22 protein-coding genes and 1 pseudogene are annotated in these 22,235 nt (G+C 73.1%); 11 read left to right on the top strand and 12 right to left on the bottom strand.

Annotated features, from left to right (window positions below; translation table 11 throughout):
* Positions 1-93 precede the first annotated feature (93 nt).
* Together IE265_RS19065 and lnt are read left to right on the top strand one after the other, a co-directional pair.
* Positions 94-579, top strand: a complete 486-nt coding sequence (locus IE265_RS19065; RefSeq protein ID WP_190036824.1) for a nuclear transport factor 2 family protein — start codon at positions 94-96, stop codon at positions 577-579.
* A gap of 114 nt (positions 580-693) precedes the next feature.
* Positions 694-2,280 (top strand): apolipoprotein N-acyltransferase, encoded by a 1,587-nt coding sequence (lnt, locus tag IE265_RS19060; RefSeq protein ID WP_190036823.1) that lies wholly within the window; start codon positions 694-696, stop codon positions 2,278-2,280.
* Here the strand turns inward: lnt and IE265_RS19055 are convergent.
* Together IE265_RS19055 and IE265_RS39325 are read right to left on the bottom strand one after the other, a co-directional pair.
* Positions 2,204-3,109, bottom strand: coding sequence for a Gfo/Idh/MocA family protein (locus IE265_RS19055; protein ID WP_190036822.1), 906 nt, complete (start codon positions 3,107-3,109; stop codon positions 2,204-2,206). The two genes, lnt and IE265_RS19055, sit on opposite strands and share 77 nt — an antisense overlap.
* 848 nt (positions 3,110-3,957) lie before the next feature.
* A pseudogene (locus IE265_RS39325) lies at positions 3,958-4,905 on the bottom strand (FAD-dependent monooxygenase); the annotation flags it as partial.
* Positions 4,906-4,989: 84 nt separating this feature from the next.
* Here IE265_RS39325 and IE265_RS19045 point away from each other — a divergent pair.
* The 3 genes from IE265_RS19045 to IE265_RS19035 all read left to right on the top strand — a co-directional run bounded on the left by IE265_RS19045 (position 4,990) and on the right by IE265_RS19035 (position 6,688).
* Positions 4,990-5,592: a TetR/AcrR family transcriptional regulator gene (locus IE265_RS19045; RefSeq protein ID WP_190036821.1), complete on the top strand. Its 603-nt coding sequence runs from the start codon at positions 4,990-4,992 to the stop codon at positions 5,590-5,592.
* A 33-nt stretch (positions 5,593-5,625) separates the two neighbouring features.
* Positions 5,626-6,138, top strand: a complete 513-nt coding sequence (locus IE265_RS19040; protein WP_190036820.1) for a DinB family protein — start codon at positions 5,626-5,628, stop codon at positions 6,136-6,138.
* 85 nt (positions 6,139-6,223) lie between these two features.
* Positions 6,224-6,688 carry a hypothetical protein gene (locus IE265_RS19035; protein WP_190036819.1) on the top strand — a complete coding sequence of 155 codons (465 nt, stop codon included), beginning with the start codon at positions 6,224-6,226 and terminating at the stop codon, positions 6,686-6,688.
* A gap of 271 nt (positions 6,689-6,959) precedes the next feature.
* Here the strand turns inward: IE265_RS19035 and IE265_RS19030 are convergent, their stop codons facing one another.
* The 7 genes from IE265_RS19030 to IE265_RS19000 form a co-directional block, all read right to left on the bottom strand.
* Complete coding sequence (locus IE265_RS19030; protein WP_190036818.1) at positions 6,960-7,523, bottom strand: hypothetical protein; 564 nt, start codon at positions 7,521-7,523, stop codon at positions 6,960-6,962.
* 449 nt (positions 7,524-7,972) lie between these two features.
* A complete protein-coding gene (gene ung, locus IE265_RS19025) occupies positions 7,973-8,656 on the bottom strand; it encodes a uracil-DNA glycosylase (protein ID WP_190036817.1) in 684 nt (227 codons plus the stop codon).
* 103 nt (positions 8,657-8,759) lie between these two features.
* On the bottom strand, positions 8,760-10,340 hold the full coding sequence (locus tag IE265_RS19020; RefSeq protein ID WP_190036816.1) for an ABC transporter substrate-binding protein: 1,581 nt from the start codon (positions 10,338-10,340) through the stop codon (positions 8,760-8,762).
* A gap of 248 nt (positions 10,341-10,588) precedes the next feature.
* Positions 10,589-11,347, bottom strand: coding sequence for an SDR family oxidoreductase (locus IE265_RS19015; protein WP_190036815.1), 759 nt, complete (start codon positions 11,345-11,347; stop codon positions 10,589-10,591).
* Between the two features lie 17 nt (positions 11,348-11,364).
* Positions 11,365-12,126: a 3-oxoacyl-ACP reductase FabG gene (gene fabG / locus IE265_RS19010; RefSeq protein ID WP_190036814.1), complete on the bottom strand. Its 762-nt coding sequence runs from the start codon at positions 12,124-12,126 to the stop codon at positions 11,365-11,367.
* A 137-nt stretch (positions 12,127-12,263) separates the two neighbouring features.
* Positions 12,264-12,653, bottom strand: coding sequence for a DUF3037 domain-containing protein (locus tag IE265_RS19005; protein ID WP_190036813.1), 390 nt, complete (start codon positions 12,651-12,653; stop codon positions 12,264-12,266).
* A gap of 2 nt (positions 12,654-12,655) precedes the next feature.
* A complete protein-coding gene (locus IE265_RS19000) occupies positions 12,656-13,414 on the bottom strand; it encodes a HipA family kinase (protein WP_190036812.1) in 759 nt (252 codons plus the stop codon).
* Positions 13,415-13,467: 53 nt separating this feature from the next.
* Between IE265_RS19000 and IE265_RS18995 the strand changes: the two genes are divergently transcribed.
* Positions 13,468-15,573 carry a S9 family peptidase gene (locus IE265_RS18995; protein ID WP_190036811.1) on the top strand — a complete coding sequence of 702 codons (2,106 nt, stop codon included), beginning with the start codon at positions 13,468-13,470 and terminating at the stop codon, positions 15,571-15,573.
* Positions 15,574-15,656: 83 nt separating this feature from the next.
* On the top strand, positions 15,657-16,121 hold the full coding sequence (locus IE265_RS18990; RefSeq protein WP_190036810.1) for a Rieske (2Fe-2S) protein: 465 nt from the start codon (positions 15,657-15,659) through the stop codon (positions 16,119-16,121).
* Here the strand turns inward: IE265_RS18990 and IE265_RS18985 are convergent.
* Complete coding sequence (locus IE265_RS18985; RefSeq protein WP_190036809.1) at positions 16,108-16,758, bottom strand: cysteine hydrolase family protein; 651 nt, start codon at positions 16,756-16,758, stop codon at positions 16,108-16,110. The genes IE265_RS18990 and IE265_RS18985 overlap by 14 nt on opposite strands.
* Positions 16,759-16,873: 115 nt before the next feature.
* Between IE265_RS18985 and IE265_RS18980 the strand changes: the two genes are divergently transcribed.
* Positions 16,874-17,341 carry a pyridoxamine 5'-phosphate oxidase family protein gene (locus tag IE265_RS18980; RefSeq protein WP_190036808.1) on the top strand — a complete coding sequence of 156 codons (468 nt, stop codon included), beginning with the start codon at positions 16,874-16,876 and terminating at the stop codon, positions 17,339-17,341.
* Here IE265_RS18980 and IE265_RS18975 read toward each other — a convergent pair.
* On the bottom strand, positions 17,309-18,262 hold the full coding sequence (locus IE265_RS18975) for a LysR family transcriptional regulator (protein WP_190036807.1): 954 nt from the start codon (positions 18,260-18,262) through the stop codon (positions 17,309-17,311). The two genes, IE265_RS18980 and IE265_RS18975, sit on opposite strands and share 33 nt — an antisense overlap.
* 38 nt (positions 18,263-18,300) lie before the next feature.
* On the opposite strand from IE265_RS18975, the gene IE265_RS18970 reads away from it, so the two are divergent.
* Complete coding sequence (locus tag IE265_RS18970) at positions 18,301-19,326, top strand: DMT family transporter (RefSeq protein WP_190036806.1); 1,026 nt, start codon at positions 18,301-18,303, stop codon at positions 19,324-19,326.
* 129 nt (positions 19,327-19,455) lie between these two features.
* Here the strand turns inward: IE265_RS18970 and IE265_RS18965 are convergent, their stop codons facing one another.
* Positions 19,456-20,787 (bottom strand): aminotransferase class I/II-fold pyridoxal phosphate-dependent enzyme, encoded by a 1,332-nt coding sequence (locus tag IE265_RS18965; protein WP_190036805.1) that lies wholly within the window; start codon positions 20,785-20,787, stop codon positions 19,456-19,458.
* Positions 20,788-20,918: 131 nt separating this feature from the next.
* Here IE265_RS18965 and IE265_RS18960 point away from each other — a divergent pair, with 131 nt between their 5' ends.
* Together IE265_RS18960 and IE265_RS18955 are read left to right on the top strand one after the other, a co-directional pair.
* Entirely contained in the window at positions 20,919-21,593 is a 675-nt protein-coding gene (locus IE265_RS18960) for a pyridoxamine 5'-phosphate oxidase family protein (RefSeq protein ID WP_190036804.1), read from the top strand.
* On the top strand, positions 21,593-22,225 hold the full coding sequence (locus tag IE265_RS18955; RefSeq protein ID WP_190036803.1) for an FMN-binding negative transcriptional regulator: 633 nt from the start codon (positions 21,593-21,595) through the stop codon (positions 22,223-22,225). The genes IE265_RS18960 and IE265_RS18955 overlap by 1 nt, the downstream gene beginning before the upstream one ends.
* Positions 22,226-22,235: the final 10 nt, after the last annotated feature.

Genomic DNA, 22,235 nt, shown 5'->3' with positions numbered 1-22,235 from the left:
CCGGAACACCCGCGTCCGTCGCCCGGGCGCACGCCGGGTGAATATCCCTGCACGCCCCTTGGCGAAGCGGGCCCCGTGACCAACACTTGGCCGATGACGCAGCGCGTGGAACTGGCAACGGTGATGGACCGGCTCGCGGTCGACGGGATGGTCACCGAGTACGCGGTGGCGGTCGACGACGGGGACTGGGAGGCCTACCGGGGACTGTTCGCACCCGGCGGCCGGGCGGACTACCGGTCGGCCGGCGGCATAGAGGGCGACGCCGGGCAGATCGCCGACTGGCTCGCGCGGACGATGCGGCTGTTCCCGATGCGGCAGCATCTGATCGTCAACCGGCGCGTGCGGTTCGGGCTGCTGGAGCAGGACACCGGCGACACCGCCAGGGTGCAGGCCGACTACATCAATCCGATGCGGTTCGCGGGACAGGACGAGGGCTCCACCGAGCCCGACTTCGTGTGCGGCGGCCGCTACGACTTCGCCCTGTTGCGCACGGACGACGGATGGCGGCTGCGCGAGGTGGTCGTCCGGGAGAAGTGGCGCCGCACCGCTCCGACCGGCAAGGAGCCTGCCGCTCGGTGAGTCCCGTACGCCTTCGGGGCATGTCTGCGTCAGCCTGGGCACCCTTACGGTGATCGTCAGGTGGGCGCACACTGGGGTCACGCACTGTGGCCCGAGGGCCGAGGGAGGCGAAGCATGACTCTGTCCGCCGCCGAGTGGCGCACGCGGCTCGGGACGCGCTGGTGGCGCGGCGGAGCGGCCGTGCTCGCCGGAGCGCTGCCGATGCTGACCTTCCCCGCCCCCTCGCTGTGGTGGTTCGCGCCCTTCGCCCTGGTCCCGTGGATCCTGCTCGCCCGCTCGGCGCCGACGGGGCGGCGCGCGGCCTACGACGGCTGGCTGGGCGGTTTCGGCTTCATGCTGGCCGTGCACCACTGGCTGCTGCCGAGCCTGCACGTCTTCACTCTCGTCATAGCGGCACTGCTGGGCGCGCTGTGGGCCCCCTGGGGCCGGCTGGTACGCCGGTTCCTCGCCGCGACGCCCTCGCCGGGCCGGGCCTTCGCGGCCCTGCTGGTCCTGCCCTCCGCGTGGCTGATGGTCGAGCTCGTCCGCTCCTGGGAAGGGCTGGGCGGCCCCTGGGGCCTGCTCGGTTCGAGCCAGTGGGACGTGGAGCCCGCGCTGCGGATCGCCTCGGTGGGCGGTGTGTGGCTGCTCAGCTTCCTGCTGGTGTCCGTGAACGTCGCGGTCGCCCTCCTGGTCTCCGTACCCCGGGCCAGGGTTCCCGCGGTCGCGGGACTCGTCGCAGTGGGCGCGGCCGTCACCTCCGTCTGGGCCTGGTCGCCCCGTCCGCAGGAGGCCGGGGCGGCACGGATCGCCGTCGTGCAGCCCGGGATGGTCGACGCCGCGGGCGGCGCGGAGGAGCGCTTCACCCGCGAGGAGGCACTCACCCGGGAGCTGGCCGGACAGGACGTCGACCTCGTCGTGTGGGGGGAGAGCAGCGTCGGCTTCGACCTCACAGAGCGGCCCGACCTCGCGGACCGGCTGGCCGCGCTCGCCCGCGAGGTGGACGCCGACGTCCTGGTCAACGTGGACGCGCGCCGCGCCGACCGCCCGGGCATCTACAAGAGCTCGGTCCTCGTCGGCCGCGACGGCCCGACCGGCGACCGCTACGACAAGATGCGGCTGGTCCCGTTCGGCGAGTACGTGCCGGCCCGCTCCCTCCTCGGCTGGGCCACCTCCGTCGGCAAGGCGGCGGGCGAGGACCGTATGCGGGGCACCGAGCAGGTCGTGATGACGGTCGGGGACGGGCTGCGGGTGGGACCGATGGTCTGCTTCGAGTCGGCGTTCCCGGACATCGGCCGGCAGCTCGCGCGGGACGGTGCGCAGGTGCTGCTGGCCCAGTCGGCGACCTCGTCGTTCCAGAGCAGCTGGGCGCCCGCGCAGCACGCGTCGCTGGCGGCGCTGCGGGCGGCCGAGTCGGGCCGCCCGATGGTCCACGCGACCCTGACCGGTGTCTCCGCCGTCCACGGTCCGAACGGTGAACGGGTCGGTGAGCGGCTCGGCACGGACGCGAGCGCGTCCGCGGTGTACGACGTCCCGCTGGCCGGCGGGACCACGCTCTACCTGCGGTTCGGCGCCTGGCCGGTGTACGCGGCCCTGCTGGTGCTGGCCGCTCTGGCGCTCTTCGAGGGCCGGCGCCGGCTGCTGCTCAGGCGGGCCGTTCCGTCACCGCTCGCACCACACGCTCGCACAGCTCATGGGTGGCCAGCGCGTCCCGGGCACTGAGCACCTTGCCCGCGCGTACGGCGTCGAGGAAGGCGAGCACGACCTGCTCGATACCGCGCTGCCGGGCGACCGGCACCCAGTCGCCGCGCCGCCGGGTGGTCGGCTGCCCCTTGTGGTCGACGATCTCGGCGAGGTTCACGACCTGCCGCTTCGTGTCCTGGCCCGAGACCTCCAGGATCTCCTCGTTCGATCCGCTCAGCCGGTTCATCACCCCGAGGGCGGTGAACCCGTCGCCGGCGAGCTGGAGCACCACGTGGTGCAGCAGCCCGCCCTCGACGCGGGCCCGTACCGTGACGTCGTCCACCGTTCCCGGCACCAGGAACCGCAGGGTGTCCACGACGTGGATGAAGTCGTCGAGGATCATCGCGCGCGGCTGCTCCGGCAGGCCCACGCGGTTCTTCTGCATCAGGATCAGCTCGCGCGGATGGTCGGCGCACTGCGCGTACGCGGGTGCGTGGCGGCGGTTGAAACCGACGGCCAGGCTGGTGTCGCGCTCCTCCGCCAGCCGGACGAGCCGCTCCGATTCGGCCAGTTCGTACGCGATCGGCTTGTCGACATAGGTGGCCACGCCCGCTTCGAGGAGCCGGGCCACGATCTCGGGGTGGGCGTGCGTGGGCGCGTGCACGAAGGCCGCGTCGAGGCCCTGGTCGAGCAGGCCTGACAGGTCGGTGTGGCGCTGTGCCGCCGGGATGTGGAGTCCGTCGGCGACCCGGGTGAGGGTGGCGGGCGTCCTGGTGTGCAGATGCAGTTCGACTCCCGGCCGGGTCGCGAGCACCGGGAGGTAGGCCTTCAGCGCGATGTCGCCGAGTCCGATGCAGCCGACCTTCACAGGGGTCTCCTCTTTGGGGGGTCCGAGGGCGAGTGGGTGTCCACGGGGCGGGCCGCGTCCGCGGCTCCGAGGGCTCTCCCGTGGCTCCTGGCGGGCTCGGGAGGACCGCCACGGCACCTCGCCGTGCCGCCCGACCGTCCGGACATCCCCGGGTACGCCCTTGCGTGAGCGGCCCTACGCCCCGCGACGCACCGCGTCCGGCACAGGGCGCCGATCCGCCAGGGACCACGGGACAGCCCTCAGGGCGTGTCCGCCCGTGTCCCGTCGGAAGCATACGGCGACCTCGGAGGCCGCCAGTCGGCGATCCCATCGAAACTCCGCAGGAGAACGGCCGGCGCCGCCGTGGAGACGGCGGCGACCACGGCGTCGCGCAGTGCTGTCCCCAGCCGGCCGCGGACCATGTTGAGCCGGGCCGCCGAGACCGCCTTGCGGGCGATGGCGGTCGTCCGCGGTCGGCGGCCCGCGCTGTAGGCGGCCAGGGCGTCCCCCATCGCGTGCGGCCCACCGGACGGGACGTACGCCCCGACGCCCGGACCGAACGGGTCCGGGCCGGCGGAGGCCTGACCCGCGTGGCGGTGGGACGGGCCTGCGTGGTGCGGGTCCGGGTCTGCGGAGACACCGCCTGCGTGGCGCGGGTACGGGTCCGGGTCGGCGGAGGCCCGGCCCCCGTGCCGGGTGTCCGGATCGGCGCCGGTGGCAGGCGGGCCCGTGTGCCGGGAGAGCGGGTCCCCGCCGGTGGCGGGCGGGCCGAGGTGCCCAGGTCGGTGCGGGGGGTACGAGTCCGCGTCGGCGACGGCCGGACCCCCGCGCCGGACGCGCGGGTCCGCGTCGGCGAGGCGGACCGGATCGACGTGGTGGGCGAGCACGATCGCGTCCTCGATGGCCTGGTTGCCGCCCTGCCCGAGCGTCGGCGGCATGGCGTGCGCGGCGTCCCCGACCAGGGCGACGCGGCCCGCGTGGAAGGCGGGCAGCGGCTCGGCGATGTGGTGCACGTCGTGCCGCAGGACGTCCTCGGGCCGGGCGGCGGCGAGGACGTCGGGCACCGGCTCGTGCCAGTCGCCGAACAGCCTGACCAGCTCGGCCAACTCGTCGTCGGCCGCCCGTCCCCCGGCCGGGACCCGGGCGGCGGCGTACGCGTAGACCCGGCCGTCCTTCATCGGGTGCGTGCCCCAGATACGGCCGCGGCCCCACGTCTCGTGCGCGGCGAAGGGCACTCCCGGCACCGGGACCACGATCCGCCACGTCGTGAACCCGGAGTAGACGGGCCCGGGGTGCGCCGGGAACAGGACCGGGCGCACGGCGGAGCGGAGGCCGTCGGCGCCGACGACCAGCTCCGCCTCCAGTTCGCCGCCGGGTGTGGCGACGCGGGCGGGCCGGCCGGGCACCCCGGGGTCGCCCTGGTCGACGAGCGTGGTGGGAGCGCCCGTACGCACACAGCCGGCCGGGAGGCACGCGACGAGGCTGCCGACCAGCGTGGCGCGGTGCAGCAGGACGAGCGGTCCGCCGAACCGGGCCGCGACGGCTGCCGCGCTGCCCCGCGAGAGCCACCGTCCACCCGGAGTGCGCAATCCCCCGTCGCCCTGCCAGGCGGCGAGGTCGCGGATCTCGTCGCCGAGCCCGATGACGTCGAGGGCGCGCAGGGAGTTGGGCGCCAGCGAGATGCCGGCTCCGACGGGTTCGAGCGAGCGGGCCCGCTCCAGGACGGTGACCCGCCAGCCCGACCGGTGCAGCGCCACGGCGGCCGTCAGGCCTCCGATGCCCCCGCCCACGACGATCGCGCGTGGTGCCTGTGCCATGACCCCTCCAGCGTTCACTACATCTGTAGTTACCGAGCACCTCGACCGTACTACAGCCGTAGTCGCGGCGGTAGGTTGGGTTCCATGGCCGTACGCAGCGCCGGCGCCAGCCGTGCCGAACTCATCGCCGACGCCGCCCTCGGCCTCCTGGCCGAACGCGGCATGCGGGGTCTCACCCATCGCGCCGTCGACTCGGCCGCGGGGCTTCCGCCGGGGTCCACGTCGAACGTCGCGCGCACCAGACTCGCCCTGCTGGAGGCCGCGGTACGGCGCCTTGCGGAGCGCGAGGCGCGCGTGCTCGGGGTGGAGGAACTGCCCGACCCGCGCGCCGGAGTCGACTCCCTGGTGGAGGGGATGGCGCAGGCGGTGCACCGCTCGCTCACCGGCCACCGCGAACTGCTGCTGGCCCGCTACGAGTTGGCACTGGAGGCGACCCGGCGACCGGAGCTGCGGGTGTTCTTCGACGCCGCGGGACGGCAGTTCCGGGACCTGCTCACCGGGCTGCTGACCGCGTTGGGCTCAACCGAGCCCGAGCGGCACGCCCTGTCCCTGGTCGCCTGGGCCGACGGCCTGATGTTCTCCTGCGCGGCGGGCTCGTACCACGCGGACGTGCCCAGTGTCGACGACGTGCGGACCGGGTTGCGGGAGGTACTGGACGGCATGCTGCGGGACGGCCGCGCGGGATGACCGGCAGCGGCGGCGGGCTGCGATGATGCGGGCATGAAGACGGAACGCAGCGAACCCGCGCCCGACGCCGGCGAACGCGCCATGCTGGAGGGCTGGCTCGACTACCACCGCGACACCCTCGCGTGGAAGTGCGCGGGCCTGGACGACGCCCAGCTCAGAACGGCCTCCGTGCCGCCGTCCGAGTTCTCGCTGCTGGGTCTCGTCCGGCACATGGCCGAGGTGGAGCGCGGCTGGTTCCGCCAGGTACTCGTGAACGACGACCCCGGGTCGATCTACTGCACGGCCGAGGACCCGGACGGCGAGTTCCACGTCACGGACAAGGACACCTGGGACGAGGCGTACGCGACCTGGCAGCAGGAGATCGCGGTCGCCCGTCGCAACGCTGTGCGGTTCGGTCTGGACGACCTGTCCGAGGGCGCGAGCCGGTCGTCCGGCACGTCCTTCAACCTGCGGTGGATCTACACCCACATGATCGAGGAGTACGCGCGCCACAACGGTCACGCGGACCTGGTCCGTGAGCGGATCGACGGGGCGACCGGCGACTGAGGACCGCGGCGGGGCGTTCACCCGTGCGGGGCATCATTCGCTCGTCAGCTCCCCGGATCGGGCCGGACGCAGCAGAGTTGCGCGGGTGCATCGAACCACCACCACCGCAACGCTCCTGGTCACCGTGGCCGTCTCGGCCGTCTCCGGCTGCATGACCGTGCAGCGGGCACCCTCGCCCGGGCCGCCCCCGGCGCCCTCCACCGCCTCCGAGCCCCGGCCGGACGGCAGCACCCGGACCCATGTCGTGCAGGCCCCGGTCCAGGAGGCCCTGGAACATGTGGGCCCGCCGCGGCGCTCCTCGGCCCCGGCGTCGGCGCCCGCCCGGCAGGCCGCCCCGGCGGCCTCCCCCGCGGCTCCGGCCGCTCCCGCGCGCCGGCCCGCGGCCGACCCGCCGGAGCGCCCCGACTCGCGGGAACCCGAGCGCCACGCCGCCCCTCGGCCACCCGTGCCGGGGCCCGGCACGGACGTGTGCGCCCTGGGCAGGTCGTACGGCGGCTGGCCGGCGGACAGCCCGCAGGCGGCCATCTGCAAGGACGTGTACGGAGGTTGACCGGATTCGCGCGGCGGACCGGATGCCCCGGCCCGCCGCGCGCCGGCGTCCCGCCGCATCGTCGGACCCGCGGCCTTCGACGTCCGAGGGCCGACGTCCGACATCCGACGTCCGAGGACCGAGTACCGAGTACCGAGTACCGAGTACCGAGGACCAACGCCCGACCGTTGCCCCGCAGGCTCCGACCTCTGAACTCCGGCCTTTGGCCTCCGGCCTCTGACGTCCGGTCCTCGACCTCCGGTGTCCGGTACCGCTCCGCCCCGGCCTGTCTTCAGGGTCGGCTGCGCGGCGGTCCCAGGGTCTCCCCGCCGGGCCCTCTCCCCTGGTCCGGCGGTTCGGGGGTGCCGCCGCCCGACGGGCCCTCCTCGTCGAGCCGCAGCTCCAGCCTGCCGATCCCCGCGCGGACCCCGTCGCCGTAGGCGTCGTCGCCGAGTGCGCCCACTGTCTCGCGGGCGCGGCCCAGGTGGCTGCGGGCCGCCTCGGAACGGCCCAGCTTCACGTAGTCGGCGGCGAGGTTCAGATGGAGGGAGGGGTAGAAGGCGCGGACCGCGAGCGAGGCGTGGTGCTCCGCGAGCCGTGCGTCCGTGAGTTCGTCGGCCGCCGACAGTGCGCGCAGATCCCAGGAGAGCTCGTCCGCGGGGTCGTCCTGAGCGTCCGCCATGTAGTGCGCGAGCGTGCAGCGGTGCAGCGGGTCGCCCTCCTCGCCGATCTCAGACCACAGGCCGAGGAAGCGGCCCCTGGCCTCCTCGCGGTCGCCCCCGTGCAGGAGCATGGCGGCCTGTCCGATCCGGGTCATCATCGAGTCCGCAGCCGTCTGTTCCTGTTGCTCCGCCACCGGGCCGTCCTCCGCGCTCGTCCGCGGCCGCCGCGCCCGCGCCGACCGATGCCACCGCCGTCGACGCTAACGGCAGCCACTGACAATCGCGCTCAGGCGGCCCCGCACAGCGCTGGGCCAGCCCGGTGACGGACCGCGGCGAACGGCCCCGGGCAGCCCCCCTCCCGAAGCCCGGCGACCCGGCCCTTCACGGAACCCGGCGACCCGCCCGTCCCGAAGCCCGGCGGTCCGCCCGCCCTCGAGCCGGGGCAGCCCTGCCCGATCCCCACAACGAACCGGCCCCGCGAACCCGCGGCCCGCAGTACCCCGGCAGCCCCCGGAGCCCACGGCGTCCCCGCCCCGAATCGGCACGCGCCTGGCCGCACACACGCCACGGGCCCCCGGCGGCCGGAACGCGCAGAGGGCCGTCCCCCACGGGACGGCCCTCACGAACTTCCTCCGGCGACGGCTCAGCCGAGGTTCGGAATGCGCCAGTCGATCGGCTCGTGACCCTGCTTGGCCACCGCCTCGTCGATCTGCGTGAAGGGGCTGGAGCCGAAGAACTTCTTCGCGGACAGCGGCGAGGGGTGCGCGCCCTTCACGACGATGTGCCGCTCCTCGTCGATGAGCGGGAGCTTCTTCTGCGCGTAGTTGCCCCAGAGCACGAAGACCACCGGGTCGGGACGGTCGGCCACGGCGCGGATCACGGCGTCCGTGAACTTCTCCCAGCCCTTGCCCTTGTGCGAGTTCGCCTCGCCGGCGCGGACCGTCAGGACCGCGTTGAGCAGCAGGACGCCCTGCTGGGCCCACGGCATCAGATAGCCGTTGTCCGGCACCGGGTGGCCGAGCTCCGCCTGCATCTCCTTGTAGATGTTGCGCAGGGAGGGCGGTGTCTTCACGCCGGGCCTGACCGAGAAGCACAGCCCGTGTCCCTGGCCCTCGCCGTGGTACGGGTCCTGACCGAGGACGAGCACCTTCACGCTCTCGTACGGTGTCGCGTCGAGCGCGGCGAAGACCTCCTCGCGCGGCGGGTAGACGGGACCCTTCTCGCGCTCCTCCTCCACGAACTCGGTGAGCTCCTTGAAGTAGGGCTTCTGGAGCTCCTCGCCCAGGACGCCGCGCCAGGACTCGGGCAGCATGGCGGTGTCGGTCACGTGAACTTCCTTAGATGTGCGGTCGTTTCCGGTTCCCCGAACCTACCGCCGCCCACTGACAATCGGTCCCGGAGGCCTGGATCGGCGACCGGGACCGTCCGTACTACCAGCTCGTCTTGCGGCCCAGCTCCCACATCATCATGATCGTCGACGGGTCGAGGGCACGCTCCAGGCCGGAGATCTCCTCGCTGGCCGCGACGTACTGCTTGCCCTGCCACAGCGGCAGCAGGCGGGCGTCCTCGACGAGGATGTCCTGCGCCCTCTCGAACTGCGCCGCGACCGCCCCGCGGTCGCTCTCGCGACGCGACTCCGGCAGCAGGACATCGGTGATCTCGGGCGACTTGTACGGCGTGCCCAGCGCGTTCTGCTCGCCCACGAACGGCGCGATGAAGTTCTCGGCGTCGGGGAAGTCGGGGAACCAGCCGCGGCCGAACACCGGGTACTCGCCCTCGCGGTAGCCGGCCTCGTACGTCTTCCACGGGCGTCCCTTGATGGTGACGCTGAACAGTCCTGACTCGTTGAGCTGGCGCCTCAGTTCCTCGAACTCCGGCTTGGTCTGCGAGCCGTAGCGGTCCGTGGTGTACCAGAGGGTCAGCGGGACCTTCTCCGCGATGCCCGCTTCGAGGAGGATCTGCCGCGCCTTGGGGACGCTGGGGTTCCCGTAGTCGTCGAAGAAGCCCGTCGTGTGTCCGGCGAGGCCGCTCGGGACCATCGAGTACAGCGGCTCGACGGTGTCCTTGTAGATGTTGTGGGCGATGGCACCGCGGTCGATGATCTGCGCGATCGCCTTGCGGACCGCGGACTTCTTCGCCCACGGGTCCTTCGGGTTGAAGACCAGGTAGCTGATCTCCGTGCCCGCGCCCTCGACCAGTTGGAGTTCGTCCTCGGACCGCTTGGACTGGAGGGCGACGACGTCGGCGGCGGCGAGTCCGCGCAGGATCACGTCGATGCGGTGGTCGCGCAGCGCGCCCACCATCTCGCCGGAGTCCTGGTAGTACCGGATCGTGACGGCGCCGTTCCTGCGCTCGGCGAAGCCCTTGTAGTTGCCGTTGCGGACCAGTTCGGCCTCCTGGCCCTCCTTGTAGCCCTCCAGGCCGTACGGTCCGGAGCCGGTGACCTTGCCGTCCTCGCGCAGGGCGTCGGCCGGGTACTCCTCCGGGTCGACGATCGACATGGCGGGCGTCGCGAGGACGAACGGGAAGGTGGCGTCCGGCTTGTTCAGCCGAAAGACGACCTCGCGGTCGCCCTTCGTCTCGACCCGGTCGAGGCTGCCCAGCAGCCCCGCCGGACCACCGCGGACGGCGATCTTCACGATGCGGTCGATGGAGTGCTTCACGGCCTTGGCGTCGAGCTTGTGCCCGTCCGAGAAGGACAGGCCTTCGCGCAGCTTGCAGCTGTACGTGCGGTTGGAGCCGTCCGTGAAACGGCAGCTCTCGGCCGCGTCCGGCTGGGGTGCCGAAGCCCCGGAGGGGTAGCTCAGCAGAGTCTGGTAGATGTTGCGGAACAGCTCCCAGGAGCCGTCCCACGAGGCGGCGGGGTCCAGCGTGCTGGGCGCGCTGGTCGTCCCCACGACGATCGGCCCCTCCTCCTCGGACGTGTCCGAGGAGAACACACCACATCCCGTCACCAGGGATATGGACGCGATCGCCGACAAGTGACGCAGAGACCGGTTCCGGTTGAACACGCGCACGCTCCTCGATCTGCCTTGCCAAGGTCGGCAGACCATATCGCAGTGCCCCGCCCGGTCAACCTGATCCGAAGGCGGGGCACTTGGCGTGCTCAAACATCAACTGTGCGATTTCTTTCGACTCTGCGGCTCTTGTGTGGAAACTGTGGTGAACATATCCGGCCACTGTACGAATTTTCTCCGTCACTGACCGGTACGAGAACGAAACCGCAACGTCATCGAATTCTTTGCGCCAACCGCCCTTTTCAGGCCACGCCGGCGTTGAGGAAGATGCCTCCGTCGACCACGAGCGTCTGCCCGGTGACCCAGTCCGACTGGTCGGAGGTGAGGAACGCGGCGGCACCCCCGATGTCCGACGGCACGCCGAGCCGCCCGAGCGGGTAGGCCGCGGCGGCCTCCGCCTCGCGCCCCTCGTACAGCGCCTGGGCGAACTTGGTCTTCACCACGGCCGGCGCGATCGCGTTGACCCGGACCCGCGGCGCGAACTCGTGCGCGAGCTGGAGGGTCAGATTGATCATGGCGGCCTTGCTCATGCCGTAGGCCCCGATGAACGGGGAGGCCGAGACGCCGGCGACGGAGGCGATGTTCACGATCGCGCCGCCGTTCTCACCCTGCCAGGCCTTCCAGGTCTGCTGGGCGAAGCCGAGCGCCGAGACGACGTTGGTCTCGAAGACCTTGCGGGCGACATTGAGGTCCAGCTCCGCCATCGGGCCGAACACCGGGTTCGTACCGGCGTTGTTGACCAGGAAGTCGACCCGGCCGAACGCCTCCATGGTGCGCTCCACGGCGACGGCCTGGTGGGCCTCGTCGTGGGCCTTGCCCGCGACGCCGATGACGCGGTCCGCGCCGAGCCGCTCGACGGCCTCCTTGAGCGCGTCCTCGTTGCGCCCGGTGATGCACACCCGGTCGCCGCGGGCGATCAGCGCCTCGGCGACGCCGTAGCCGATGCCGCGACTGGCACCGGTGACGAGGGCGACCTTGCCCGAGAGTTCCACAGCAGTCATGTCCCTGTCCCCCAGCGCTAGTTGAGCGGTCCGCCGGCCACGTACAGCACCTGGCCGGAGACGAATCCGGCGGCGTCGTCCGTGAAGAAGGCGATCGCGTTGGCGATGTCGTCGGGGTTGCCGACGCGCTGGACCGGGATCTGGGTGGCGGCCGCGGCCTGGAACTCCTCGAAGCCCATGCCGACCCGCTCGGCGGTCGCGGCGGTCATGTCGGTGACGATGAAGCCCGGCGCGACGGCGTTGGCGGTGACGCCGAACTTGCCGAGCTCGAAGGCCAGCGTCTTGGTGAAGCCCTGCAGACCGGCCTTGGCCGCGGAGTAGTTGACCTGGCCGCGGTTGCCCAGCGCCGAGGACGAGGAGAGGTTGACGACGCGGCCGAACTTGGCGGCCACCATGTGCTTCTGGACGGCCCGCGTCATGAGGAAGGAGCCCCGCAGGTGCACGTTCATGACCGTGTCCCAGTCGGACACGGCCATCTTGAACAGCAGGTTGTCGCGGAGCACGCCCGCGTTGTTCACCAGGATCGTCGGAGCCCCGAGCTCCTCGGCGATCCGCGCCACGGCGGCCTCGACCTGCGCCTCGTCCGAGACGTCGGCACCCACCGCGATCGCCCGGCCGCCCGCGGCGGTGATCTTCTCCACGGTGTCCTTGCACGCGGCCTCGTCGAGGTCGATCACCGCGACGGCACGGCCCTCGGCGGCCAGTCGTACGGCGGTCGCGGCGCCGATGCCGCGCGCGGCACCGGTGACTACGGCGACGCGCTGCTCAGTGGTGGACATTGCTGGTTCTCCTCGCCCTTGGGGTGCGGCACCCACGGTACGCCCATCAGGTGAGCGACCGCTTAGTACCTTCAGCAGACGTGACGCTAGAAGCCTTGGCACCCAGTGTCAACGGCATCCCGCGCGCATGTGATCCATTACCTGACCAGCAGATCGAGCAACCGCCCCGCCTCGGCCGCCGGATCCTCGGTGAGACCGGTGTGCACGGGACCCGGTTGGACCACGGTGGACCGGGGCGCGATCAGCCAGCGGAAGCGCCGCCCGGCGTCGTCGCCGGCGGCCTGGCCCGCCGCGTCGCCCCCGGCGCAGACCCCCTCGACGGCCCGCAGCGCGGCCCGCACCCCGGCCACGTCCGCCCGCGGGTCGAGGGCCGTCAGCCTGGCCTCGTCGAGATGGGTGAGGGCCGCCACGAAGGACTTGGCCCGGCAGTACACGAGCACGCCCGCGTTGATGCACTCGCCGCGCTCGACGCGCGGCACGACGCGCAGCAGTGCGTACTCGTAGACGTCCCGGGTGCTCCGGCTCACCGTCACCTCGTCCCCTCCTGGATGCGTTCGTGGATGGTGCTGGCCCGTTCGAGCAGGGGCCGCTCGTACGCGCGCCGCAGTTCGTCGGGCGACCCGAAGCCCGGTTCGTCGCGCAGCCAGGCGTCGGGGACCGCGGCCGTCACCTCGGCGAGCAGGTCCTCGGTGACCCTCGGCGCCAGTTCGGCGGCGGCGGAGGCGATGTCCGGGCCGAAAGGGGCGAGCGCGTGGTCGGTCGCGTTGTACGGTTTGGCGGCCGAGGCGCGCGCGCCGGGCCAGTTGTGGTGCCAGATCATGGTGGCGCCGTGGTCGATGAGCCAGACCTCGCCGTCGCGGACCAGCATGTTCGGGTTCCGCCACGACCGGTCCACGTTGTTGACCAGCGCGTCGAACCAGACGATCCGCCCCGCCTCACGGGCACCCACCCGGTGCGCGAGGGCGTCGAAGCCGATCGCCCGGGAGAGGAAGTCCATCCCGAGGTTCGGCCCGCCGCTCGACTTGAGCAACTCCTGCACCTCCTGGTCCGGTTCACCGAGTCCGAGGACCGGGTCGAGGCCGATCGCGACCAGGCCCGGCACCCGCAGGCCCAGCCGGCGGGCGAGTTCGCCGCAGACGACCTCGGCGACGAGCGTCTTGCGGCCCTGCCCCGCCCCCGTGAACTTCATGACGTACGTGCCGAGATCGTCGGCCTCGACGAGCCCCGGCAGCGAGCCGCCCTCACGCAGCGGCGTGATGTAGCGGGTCGCGCTGACTTCCTTGAGCATCGCCCCAGGTTACTGGGGTGTTCCCCGTTCACCCGCACCCGAAGGGATCGACCGTGACCACCGAGGACCTGCCGCTCCAGTTCGCCCGCACGCACCGTTTCTCCTCGGGCACTCCCCGCGACTTCACCGTGTCGCCCGACGGCGGGCGCGTCGTCTTTCTGCGCACCGCGGACGGCCGTTCCGGCACTGGCCTGCTGTGGCTGTTCGAGAACGGCTCGGAGAGGCTGCTCGCGGACCCGCGCGCGCTCGGCGCGACCGGCGCGCTCCCCGCAGCCGAGGCGGTCCGCCGCGAACGGGCCCGCGAGACGGGCGGCGGGATCGTCTCGTACGCCGCGGACGCGGACGTCCGCCTGGTGGTGTTCACGCTCGCGGGCGCCCTCTGGACCGTGCGCACCGACGGGGGCGTGCCGCGCCGGATTCCGACGGCCCGCCCGGCCGTCGCCCCGCGCCCCGCTCCGGACGGTTCGCTCGTCGCCTACGTCGGGGAGGGCGCGCTGCGCGTGGTGCGGACCGACGGCACCGGGGACCGTGCCCTGGCGGAGCCGGAGGGCCCGGAGGTGACGTACGGGCTGTGCGACCACGTCTCGTCGGAGTCGCTGGGCCGAACTCGGTCCTTCTGGTGGTCGCCCGAGGGGGACGCGCTGCTGGTGGTGCGGGTCGACGACTCCCCGGTGCGGCGGTGGTTCGTCGGCGAACCGGCCCGTCCGGGGAAGGCGCCCCGCGCGGTCGCGTACCCCGCGGCCGGCACCGCCAACGCGGAGCTGTCCCTCCACCTGCTGCGGCTCGACGGAACCCGCGTCGGCGTCGACCTCCCCGCGGCGGCCGACCCCGCTCCCGGGGACGACCGGGCCGCCGGCGCCTTCGAGTACGTCGTGGAAGCGGCCTGGGACGGGGACGGGCCGCGGGTCCTCGTGCAGACCAGGGACCAGCGTTCCGCGCTCCTGCTCCGGATCGACCGGACGACCGGGGCCACCGCACCGCTCCACCGCCTCGCGGACGACGCCTGGCTGGAGTTCGTACCCGGGACGCCGGCCGCCACCGCGAGCGGCGGCCTCGTCCTCACCACCAGGGACGGGACCCGCGGGCTGCTGCTCACCGGGACCGGGGTGCGCACTCCGAAGGGCATGTACGTCCACGAACTCCTCGGCGTGGTCGGCGACCGGCTCCACTTCACGGCCTCCGAGGAGCCGACCGAGGCGCATGTGTGGTCGTACGAACCGGAGGCCGGCTTCACACGGCTGACCGGCGAACCCGGCGTGCACGGCGCGGCCGTCGGGGGCGACACGGTCGTCCTGGACAGCGCCACGCTCGACCGGCGGACGGTGACGGTGCTGCGCGGCGGGCGTCCCGCCGGGCGGATCGGGGTGCTGGCCGAGCGGCCGGTGACCGAACCACGCCCCCGTTTCCTGACGCTCGGCGAACGGGAGCTGCGGGCCGCGCTGTACCTGCCGGGCGGGCACCGGCCCGCGCCGGACACCCGCCTGCCCGTGCTCGTGCACTCGTACTCCGGGCCCGGAACCCAGCGGGTGGTCCGGGCGGCCGCCTGGCACCACGCGGTCAACCAGTGGTTCGCCGACGAGGGCTTCGCGGTGCTGACCGTCGACGGGCGCGGAACCCCCGGGCGCGACCGGGCGTGGGAGACGGCCGTCCACGGCGACCAGCTGACACCGGTCGTCGAGGACCATGTGGACGCCCTGCGAGCGGTCGCGGAACTCCGTCCGGAACTGGACACGGACCGGGTGGCGATCCGCGGCTGGTCCTTCGGCGGCTTCCTCGCGGCGGGCGCCGTACTGCACCGGCCCGACGTGTTCCACGCGGCGGTCGCCGGCGGGGCGCCCACCGACATGCGGCTGTACGACACGCACTGGAAGGAACGGTTCCTGGGGCATCCGGACGTCTGCCCGGAGAACTACGAGCGGTGCTCCCTGGTCGCGCACGCGCATCTGCTGACCCGTCCGCTGATGCTCGTCCACGGGATGGCCGACGACAACGTGGTCCCCGCGCACATGCTCCGGTTCTCGGCCGCGCTGCTTGCGGCGGGTCGCCCGCACACGGTTCTGCCGCTCACAGGCTCGACGCATACGGTGGCGGGTGAGGGCGTGGCCGACACGCTCCTCCGGCTGGAGCTCGACTTCCTCAAGAAGTCCCTCCCCGGCTGAACGACCCGGGCGGGGTGCTCGTACCACCTGGTGGACCGACCGAATCCGCGCACATCCGCACATCCGTGGAAGGGACCGCCACCATGTCCAGCGAAACGCTTCAGCCCGCTCCGGGACCGGCCCGCCGCACCGTCATCGCGGCGGTCGGCGCCGTCGGTGTCGCCGCCACGCTGACCGCGTGCTCGGACTCGGGCGACGACTCGGGCTCGTCCGACGTGGCGCCCGGCGGGGAGGCCGGGGGCGCCGGGGCCGGGGCGGCCGGCGACGCCGTCGCGAAGACCGGTGACATCCCCCAGGGCGGCGGCAAGGTCTTCGCCGACCTGGGGCTGGTGGTCGTGCAGCCGACGGCGGGCGAGTTCAAGGCCTACTCGTCCAAGTGCCCGCACCAGGGCTGCGCGGTGAAGGACATCTCCGACGGCCTGATCAACTGTCCGTGCCACAACAGCCAGTTCCGCGTCGAGGACGGCAGTGTCAAGACGGGTCCTGCGACCAGCGGGCTGCCCGAGGCGAAGATCACCGTCAACGGCGACTCGATCACGCTCGGCTGACCCTCCGGGGCCTCTTGAAGCAGGTGAGCACGTCGTCCGTGGTCGCGATCGTGGCCACCAGGGCGAGTGTGTTGCGGACCATCGCGGGGGTGTAGTCGGAGGGCACCCCGGCGATGGCGTCCTCGGGGACGACGACGGTGTACCCGCGGTTCACGGCGTCGAACACGGTGTTGGGCACGGCCACGTTGGCCGAGACGCCGGTCACGATCAGCGTGCGGCAGCCGAGGTTGCGCAGCAGTGCGTCCAGGTCGGTGCCGCTCAGGGGCGACAGGCCGTGCAGGCGGCGTACGACCAGGTCCTCGTCGGCCACCTCGACCGGTGCCGCGACCCGGACCGCGGCGGTGCCCGACAACTGCTGGACCGGCAGCCGTTCGGCCGCCCTGAAGAGCCGGGCGTTGCGGTTCGCGCCCCGGCCGTCGGGCCGGCGCTCGGCCACGGCGTGCACGACCTGCACACCCGTCCCGTGGGCCGCGGCCACGAGCCGCGCGATCCGTGTGAGCACGCCCGACGCACGTGCCTCCCCGGCCAGTTCGGGCAGCGCGCTGTCGGGGCCGACCACCCCCTGCTGGCACTCGACGGTCAGCAGGACCGTGGTCGCGGGGTCGAGGAGTTCACTGAGCTGTTCGTACGACGGCATGGCTCCCCCTGTGGTGAGCGCCCGGTCGGCGGTGGCGGGCGAGCGTAGCCACCATTGCGCGAGGAGGGAAGACGGCCCATGATTTCCTGACTCCACGTCAGAGAAGAGGGAACGCATGGCCGTCACTCAGCGCCGGGGCCGAAGGATCATGATGACGCCGGAGGAACTGGACGAGTTCCTCACCCAGCAGCGCACGTGCCGGGTGGCGACCGTGTCGGCCGACGGGGCCCCGCACGTCAGCACGCTCTGGTTCGTCTGGGACGGCACGTCGCTGTGGCTGTACTCGATCACGCGCAGCAAGCGGTGGGCCGACCTGCGCCGCGATCCGCGGATCGCCGTGGTGGTCGACGCGGGCGAGGAGTACGGGGAACTGCGGGGGGTCGAGCTGTCCGGCTCCGTGGAGTTCGTCGGCGACGTTCCGCGCACGGACGGGCCGTGTCCCGAACTCGAGCCCGTGGAGCGGTTGTTCGCCGCCAAGAACTTCGGTCTGGACGAGATGCCGCACGACGGACGGCACGCGTGGATGCGGCTGACGCCGGATGCGACGGCGTCATGGGACTTCCGCAAGCTCGCCTCCCTCTGATCCGCGCCGCGGGCCGGAACCGGTCCCGGCGCCTCCCGCACGCCGCAGCGCCTCCACCGCCGCCCGGATCGAGGGGCGGCGGTCGGCGTCGGCCCGCCACACCGCGTACACATGCCGGCTGACGCGATGCCGCACCGGCACGGCCCGCACTCCGGACGGCATCGGGTCACGGCCGAGCCGGGGCGCGACACAGACCCCGAGGCCTGCGGCGACGAGGGCCAGTTGCGTGTGGTGCTCCTCCGCGCGATGGGCGATCACCGGCTCGATGCCCTTGGCGCGCAGCGTGAACATCAGCCACTCGTGGCAGAACTCGCCCTCGCCCCAGGTGATCCACTCGTCGTCGGCGAACTCCTCCATGTCCACGGTGTCCCGGTCGGCCAGCGGATGCCCCGCCGGCATCGCCACGTCCGCGGGATCGTCGAGCAGCGAGGCCTTGACCAGCCCTTCGGGCACCGGGAGCGGCTTGTTGTACCAGTCGAGCACCACCGCCACGTCGAGGTCCCCGCGGATCACGCCCGCCACCCCGTCCTCGGGCTCCAGTTCGCGCGAGCGCACCCGCAGGCCCGGATGCCCGGCGCGCAGTCCGGCGAGCGCGGCGGGGAACAGGCCGCGGGCCGCGGTCGGGAAGGCTGAGAGCCGGAGTTCGCCGACCACCTGGCCGCGCTGGGCCTCCAGGTCGGACTGGGCCAGCTCGACCTGGGACAGGATGCGGGCGGCGTGGTCGGCGAGCAGGCGTCCGGCGTCGGTGAGCCGCACACCGCGGCCGTTCCGGGCGAGGAGCTGCTGCCCCACCTCCCGCTCCAGCTTGGACATCTGCTGCGACACGGCCGAGGTGGTCACGTGCAGCCCCTCGGCGGCGCCGCTGACCGAGCCGTGCCGGGCGAGGGCGTCGAGGGTGCGGAGACGCTCCAGGTTCAACATGTAAGCAATGCTACGAGATACGGAGCGAGAAATCTCGCTTGTGCTACGAGATCCACTCCGTCATCGTGGTGCCCATGAGCGCCACGACCGAGCCCCGCCCCGCTTCAGCCGCCGCCCCGCCCGGCGCGACCTCGACCCCGGTCGGCGCCGGCCCGGGGACCGCCGCGCCCCGGCCGCGCCCGGCCCTCGACTGGCGTCTGCGGTTCGGCGCGCTGTCCCTGGTGTGGGGGTTCAGCTTCCTCCTGATCAAGGTGGGCACCGAGGGCTACGCCCCGTTCCAGGTGACCCTCGGACGGCTGGTGTTCGGCACGCTGGTGCTCGCCGCCGCGATGGCCTGGAAGCGGGAGCGGCTGCCTCGGGGCGCGCGCACCTGGGGCCACCTCACGGTCGCGGCGCTGCTGCTCAACGCGCTGCCGTTCTCGCTCTTCGCGTACTCCGAGCTGACGATCCCGTCCACCCTTGCGGGCATCTGCAACGCGACCTCGCCGCTCTGGGGCATGGCCCTCTCCATGGTCGCGCTCTCCGAGGACCGGCCCACGCGCCGCCGGGTGGCCGGCCTCGGCATCGGCTTCCTAGGCGTACTGACGGTGCTGGGCGCCTGGCAGGGCTTCCACGGCCTGGACACCGCCGGCACCACGATGGCCCTGCTGGCGTCGCTCAGTTACCCGATCGGCTGGATCTACGTCCGCCGCACCCTGGCGGGGTCCAGCCACTCCAACCTCTCGCTGACGGGCGCCCAACTGCTCCTGGCGACGGCGCAACTGGCCGTGGTCACCCCCCTGTTCACCTCGTTCCCGACCAGGTTCGCGCTCGTCCCGCTGCTCGCGGTCGTCGCCCTGGGAGCCCTGGGGACCGGACTCGCCGTCCTCGTCCAGTACGGCCTGGTCTCCGAGGTCGGCCCGACGACGGCCCAGATGGTCACGTACTTCATCCCGGTCATCGCCACCGCCGCCGGGGTCGCGATCCTCGGCGAATCGCTGGCCTGGTCCACCCCCGTGGGCGCGCTCGTCGTCCTGGCGGGCGCCGCGCTCACCCAGTCCGGGCCGAGACCGGCCAAGGCCTGACGACGGGGCGGCCACCCCGTCGGCCAACCCACCGGCCACCCCTCACACGATCCGGCCACCCGTCCGTCCGCCGCCCCTCACCCGGTCCGGCCGAAGGCCCCGCGTCCGCCCCGTGGCGGACCCCGCCGCTCAGACGTACCGGCGCGCGGGAGCGGGCCCGACCGCGGCGGCGACCGCGTCCGCGACCGCAGGGATCTCCTCCGGACCGAGCGTCGAGACGGTGATCCTCAGCCCGGGAGGCGCGTTGGTCCGGAAGCGGGCCCCCGGCGCCACGGCCCAGCCCGCGTGCAGCAGTCGCGCGACGGCCCCGGTCTCGTCGGGTACGGGCACCCAGACGTTCATCCCGCTGCGCCCCTGCGCCTCGATCCCGTGCCGCGCGAGCGCGTCGATCAGGGCCTCGCGCCGCCGCCCGTAGCCGGCCGACACGGTCCGCGCGTCCACCGCGCCATCCGCCCACAGGCCCGCGACGGCCTGCTGGAGGAGCCGGCTCACCCACCCCGGGCCCAGCCGCTGGCGGCCGCGGACCCGGTCCATGGTGACGGAGTCGCCGGTCAGCACCGCGAGCCGGAGGTCGGGTCCGTACGCCTTGGCCACCGAGCGCGCCAGCGCCCAGTGCGCGGTGGCGCCGGCCAGCGGATGCAGGGGCAGGTCCACGATGCGGTACCCGTGGTCGTCCTCGACGAGCAGGGTCCCCGGGTACTCCTCCAGCACGGCGCGCAACGCACGCGCACGCGCGGCGCCGACGGCCGCGCCGGTCGGGTTCTGCGCGCGGTCGGTGACGATCAGGGCACGCGCTCCGGCCTCCAGAGCGGCCCGTACGTCCTCGGGCAGCGGCCCGTCGTCGTCCACGCCGACCGGAACCGCCCGGAACCCGAGCGCCGGCACCAGGTCGAGCACACTGCGCCAGCCCGGGTCCTCGACGGCCACGGCGTCGCCGGGCCTGAGGTGTGCGGTGAGTACGCGTTCGATGGCGTCGAGCGCGCCGGACGTGACGACGACCGGGCCGTCCGGAACGCCGTCCGCCGCCAGGTCGGCGCGGGCCAGACGCACCAGTTCGGGTTCCTCGGCGGCCTCCCCGTAGAGGACCGGGGCCCGGTCCGCGCGGGCGGCGGCCGCCGCGAGCACGTCGGCGAGCGGGGGCAGCAGGGCCGGGTCCGGATTCCCGTCGGAGAGGTTCCGCACGCCGGGCGGCACGTCGAGACGGGACAGCTCCCGCGCGGTCGTGACCGGCTTGGCACGGACGCGGCTGCCGCGCCGGCCGTCGGTCTCGATGACCCCGCGCTCACGAAGGGTGCGGTAGGCGGCGGCCACGGTGTTGGGGTTCACCCCGAGCCGCACCGCCAACTCCCGCATCGGGGGCAGCAGTTCGCCCGGCTCAAGGCCGCCCGAACCCACCGAGCGTTCGACGCTGGCCGCAATCTCGGCTGCGCCTCTTCCTTCGATCGGATACTCTCCTAGCACAAAGCCGAGTATGCACTAGTGCAATCTCCCCCGCAAGGCGGCCGCACGCACCGGACGCCCGCGGGAGAGACGGTCGCACACCCGCGAGCAGAGCGCTGACGAGCACGGACCGACGGACCACGGAGACCACCATGACGGAGACGGCCGCCCATCCCACCGACTACACCCCGACGGACCGCACCGTCCCCACCCGCTCCCGGGAACGCGCCGCGTACGACCGCGAGACGGTGCACGCGATACTCGACGAGGGGTACGTATGCCATCTGGGCTTCGTCCGTGACGGGGCCCCGGTCGTCCTCCCCACGCTCTACGGGCGGGTCGGGGAGCGGCTCTACGTGCACGGCTCGACCGGCTCGCGCCCGCTGCGCATGGCGGGCCGGACCGATCCGGGGCTGCCGGTGTGCCTCACCGTCACCCACGTCGACGGGCTGGTACTGGCCCGCTCCGCCTTCCACCACTCGATCAACTACCGGTCCGTGGTGGTGCACGGCGTCGCGCACCAGGTGACGGACCCCGACGAGCGGCGGGAGGCGCTGGACGCGCTGGTCGACCACGTGGTGCCCGGCCGTTCGTACGACTCGCGGCCCGCGAACGACAAGGAACTGGCCGCCACCGCCGTACTCCGCCTGGACCTGGCCGAGGTGTCCGCGAAGGTGCGCACCGGCGGCCCGAGCGACGAGCCCGAGGACATCGGCCTGCCGCACTGGACCGGAGTGGTCCCGCTCCGGAAGGGGTACGGCACCCCGCTGCCCGCGGACGACCTGGACCCCGCGATCGGGCTGCCGGACTACCTGGCCGGCCTGTGATGCTCATCCACCCCTGGGACGCGGCGCACGACGACGGCGAGTGGCAGCGATGGCTGGCCGTCCACGACTTCGGCCAGCTCGCCGTGAACGGCCTGCCCGGCGAACCGCCCCACGTCCAGCCGACGCACTTCGCGTACGACCCGTCCCGCGGCGAGGTCCTCATGCACCTCGCCCGCCCCAACCCGCTCTGGCCCGCGCTCCTCGCCAGTCCCGGCGTGACGCTGAGCGTGGTCGACGACTACGTGTACGTGCCCGGCCCCTGGCAGGCACCACCGGGCGCCCCGCCCGAGCACGGGACCCCGACGAGCCTCTACGCCGCGGTCCAACTCCACTGCACGGCCCACGTGGTGGACGATCCCGCGGACAAGGCGGAGCTGCTCAACCGGCAGTTGGGGCACTTCCAGCCGGAGGGGGGCTCCGCCCGCGCGGCCGCGGGAGAGGCTCCGTACGGCCGTCTGCTGTCCGGCATCCGCGGCCTGCGGCTCGAAGTGAACGACGTACGGGCGAAGTTCAAGTACGCGCTGCACAAGCCGGCGGAAGTCCAGGACCGCATCGCCGCCGAACTCACTGTGCGGGGCGGTCCGCGCGACGCGGCCGCGCTCGAGCACCAGGCGCGGCGGCGCCGGGGCTGACGAGCACCGG

The organism is Streptomyces fructofermentans (assembly GCF_014651055.1).
GTDB lineage: Bacteria > Actinomycetota > Actinomycetes > Streptomycetales > Streptomycetaceae > Streptomyces > Streptomyces fructofermentans.
Note: the sequence above shows the minus strand (reverse complement) of the source record. Positions and strands in the feature narration are given on the sequence as shown.

Excerpts from the sequence above, each read along its gene's own strand:
- IE265_RS19065 (WP_190036824.1), top strand. The coding sequence starts at position 94 with ATGACGCAGCGCGTGGAACTGGCAACGGTGATGGACCGGCTCGCGGTC.
- lnt (WP_190036823.1), top strand. The coding sequence starts at position 694 with ATGACTCTGTCCGCCGCCGAGTGGCGCACGCGGCTCGGGACGCGCTGG.
- IE265_RS19045 (WP_190036821.1), top strand. The coding sequence starts at position 4,990 with ATGGCCGTACGCAGCGCCGGCGCCAGCCGTGCCGAACTCATCGCCGAC.
- IE265_RS19040 (WP_190036820.1), top strand. The coding sequence starts at position 5,626 with ATGAAGACGGAACGCAGCGAACCCGCGCCCGACGCCGGCGAACGCGCC.
- IE265_RS19015 (WP_190036815.1), bottom strand. The coding sequence starts at position 11,347 with ATGACTGCTGTGGAACTCTCGGGCAAGGTCGCCCTCGTCACCGGTGCC.
- fabG (WP_190036814.1), bottom strand. The coding sequence starts at position 12,126 with ATGTCCACCACTGAGCAGCGCGTCGCCGTAGTCACCGGTGCCGCGCGC.
- IE265_RS19000 (WP_190036812.1), bottom strand. The coding sequence starts at position 13,414 with ATGCTCAAGGAAGTCAGCGCGACCCGCTACATCACGCCGCTGCGTGAG.
- IE265_RS18990 (WP_190036810.1), top strand. The coding sequence starts at position 15,657 with ATGTCCAGCGAAACGCTTCAGCCCGCTCCGGGACCGGCCCGCCGCACC.
- IE265_RS18985 (WP_190036809.1), bottom strand. The coding sequence starts at position 16,758 with ATGCCGTCGTACGAACAGCTCAGTGAACTCCTCGACCCCGCGACCACG.
- IE265_RS18980 (WP_190036808.1), top strand. The coding sequence starts at position 16,874 with ATGGCCGTCACTCAGCGCCGGGGCCGAAGGATCATGATGACGCCGGAG.
- IE265_RS18975 (WP_190036807.1), bottom strand. The coding sequence starts at position 18,262 with ATGTTGAACCTGGAGCGTCTCCGCACCCTCGACGCCCTCGCCCGGCAC.
- IE265_RS18960 (WP_190036804.1), top strand. The coding sequence starts at position 20,919 with ATGACGGAGACGGCCGCCCATCCCACCGACTACACCCCGACGGACCGC.
- IE265_RS18955 (WP_190036803.1), top strand. The coding sequence starts at position 21,593 with ATGCTCATCCACCCCTGGGACGCGGCGCACGACGACGGCGAGTGGCAG.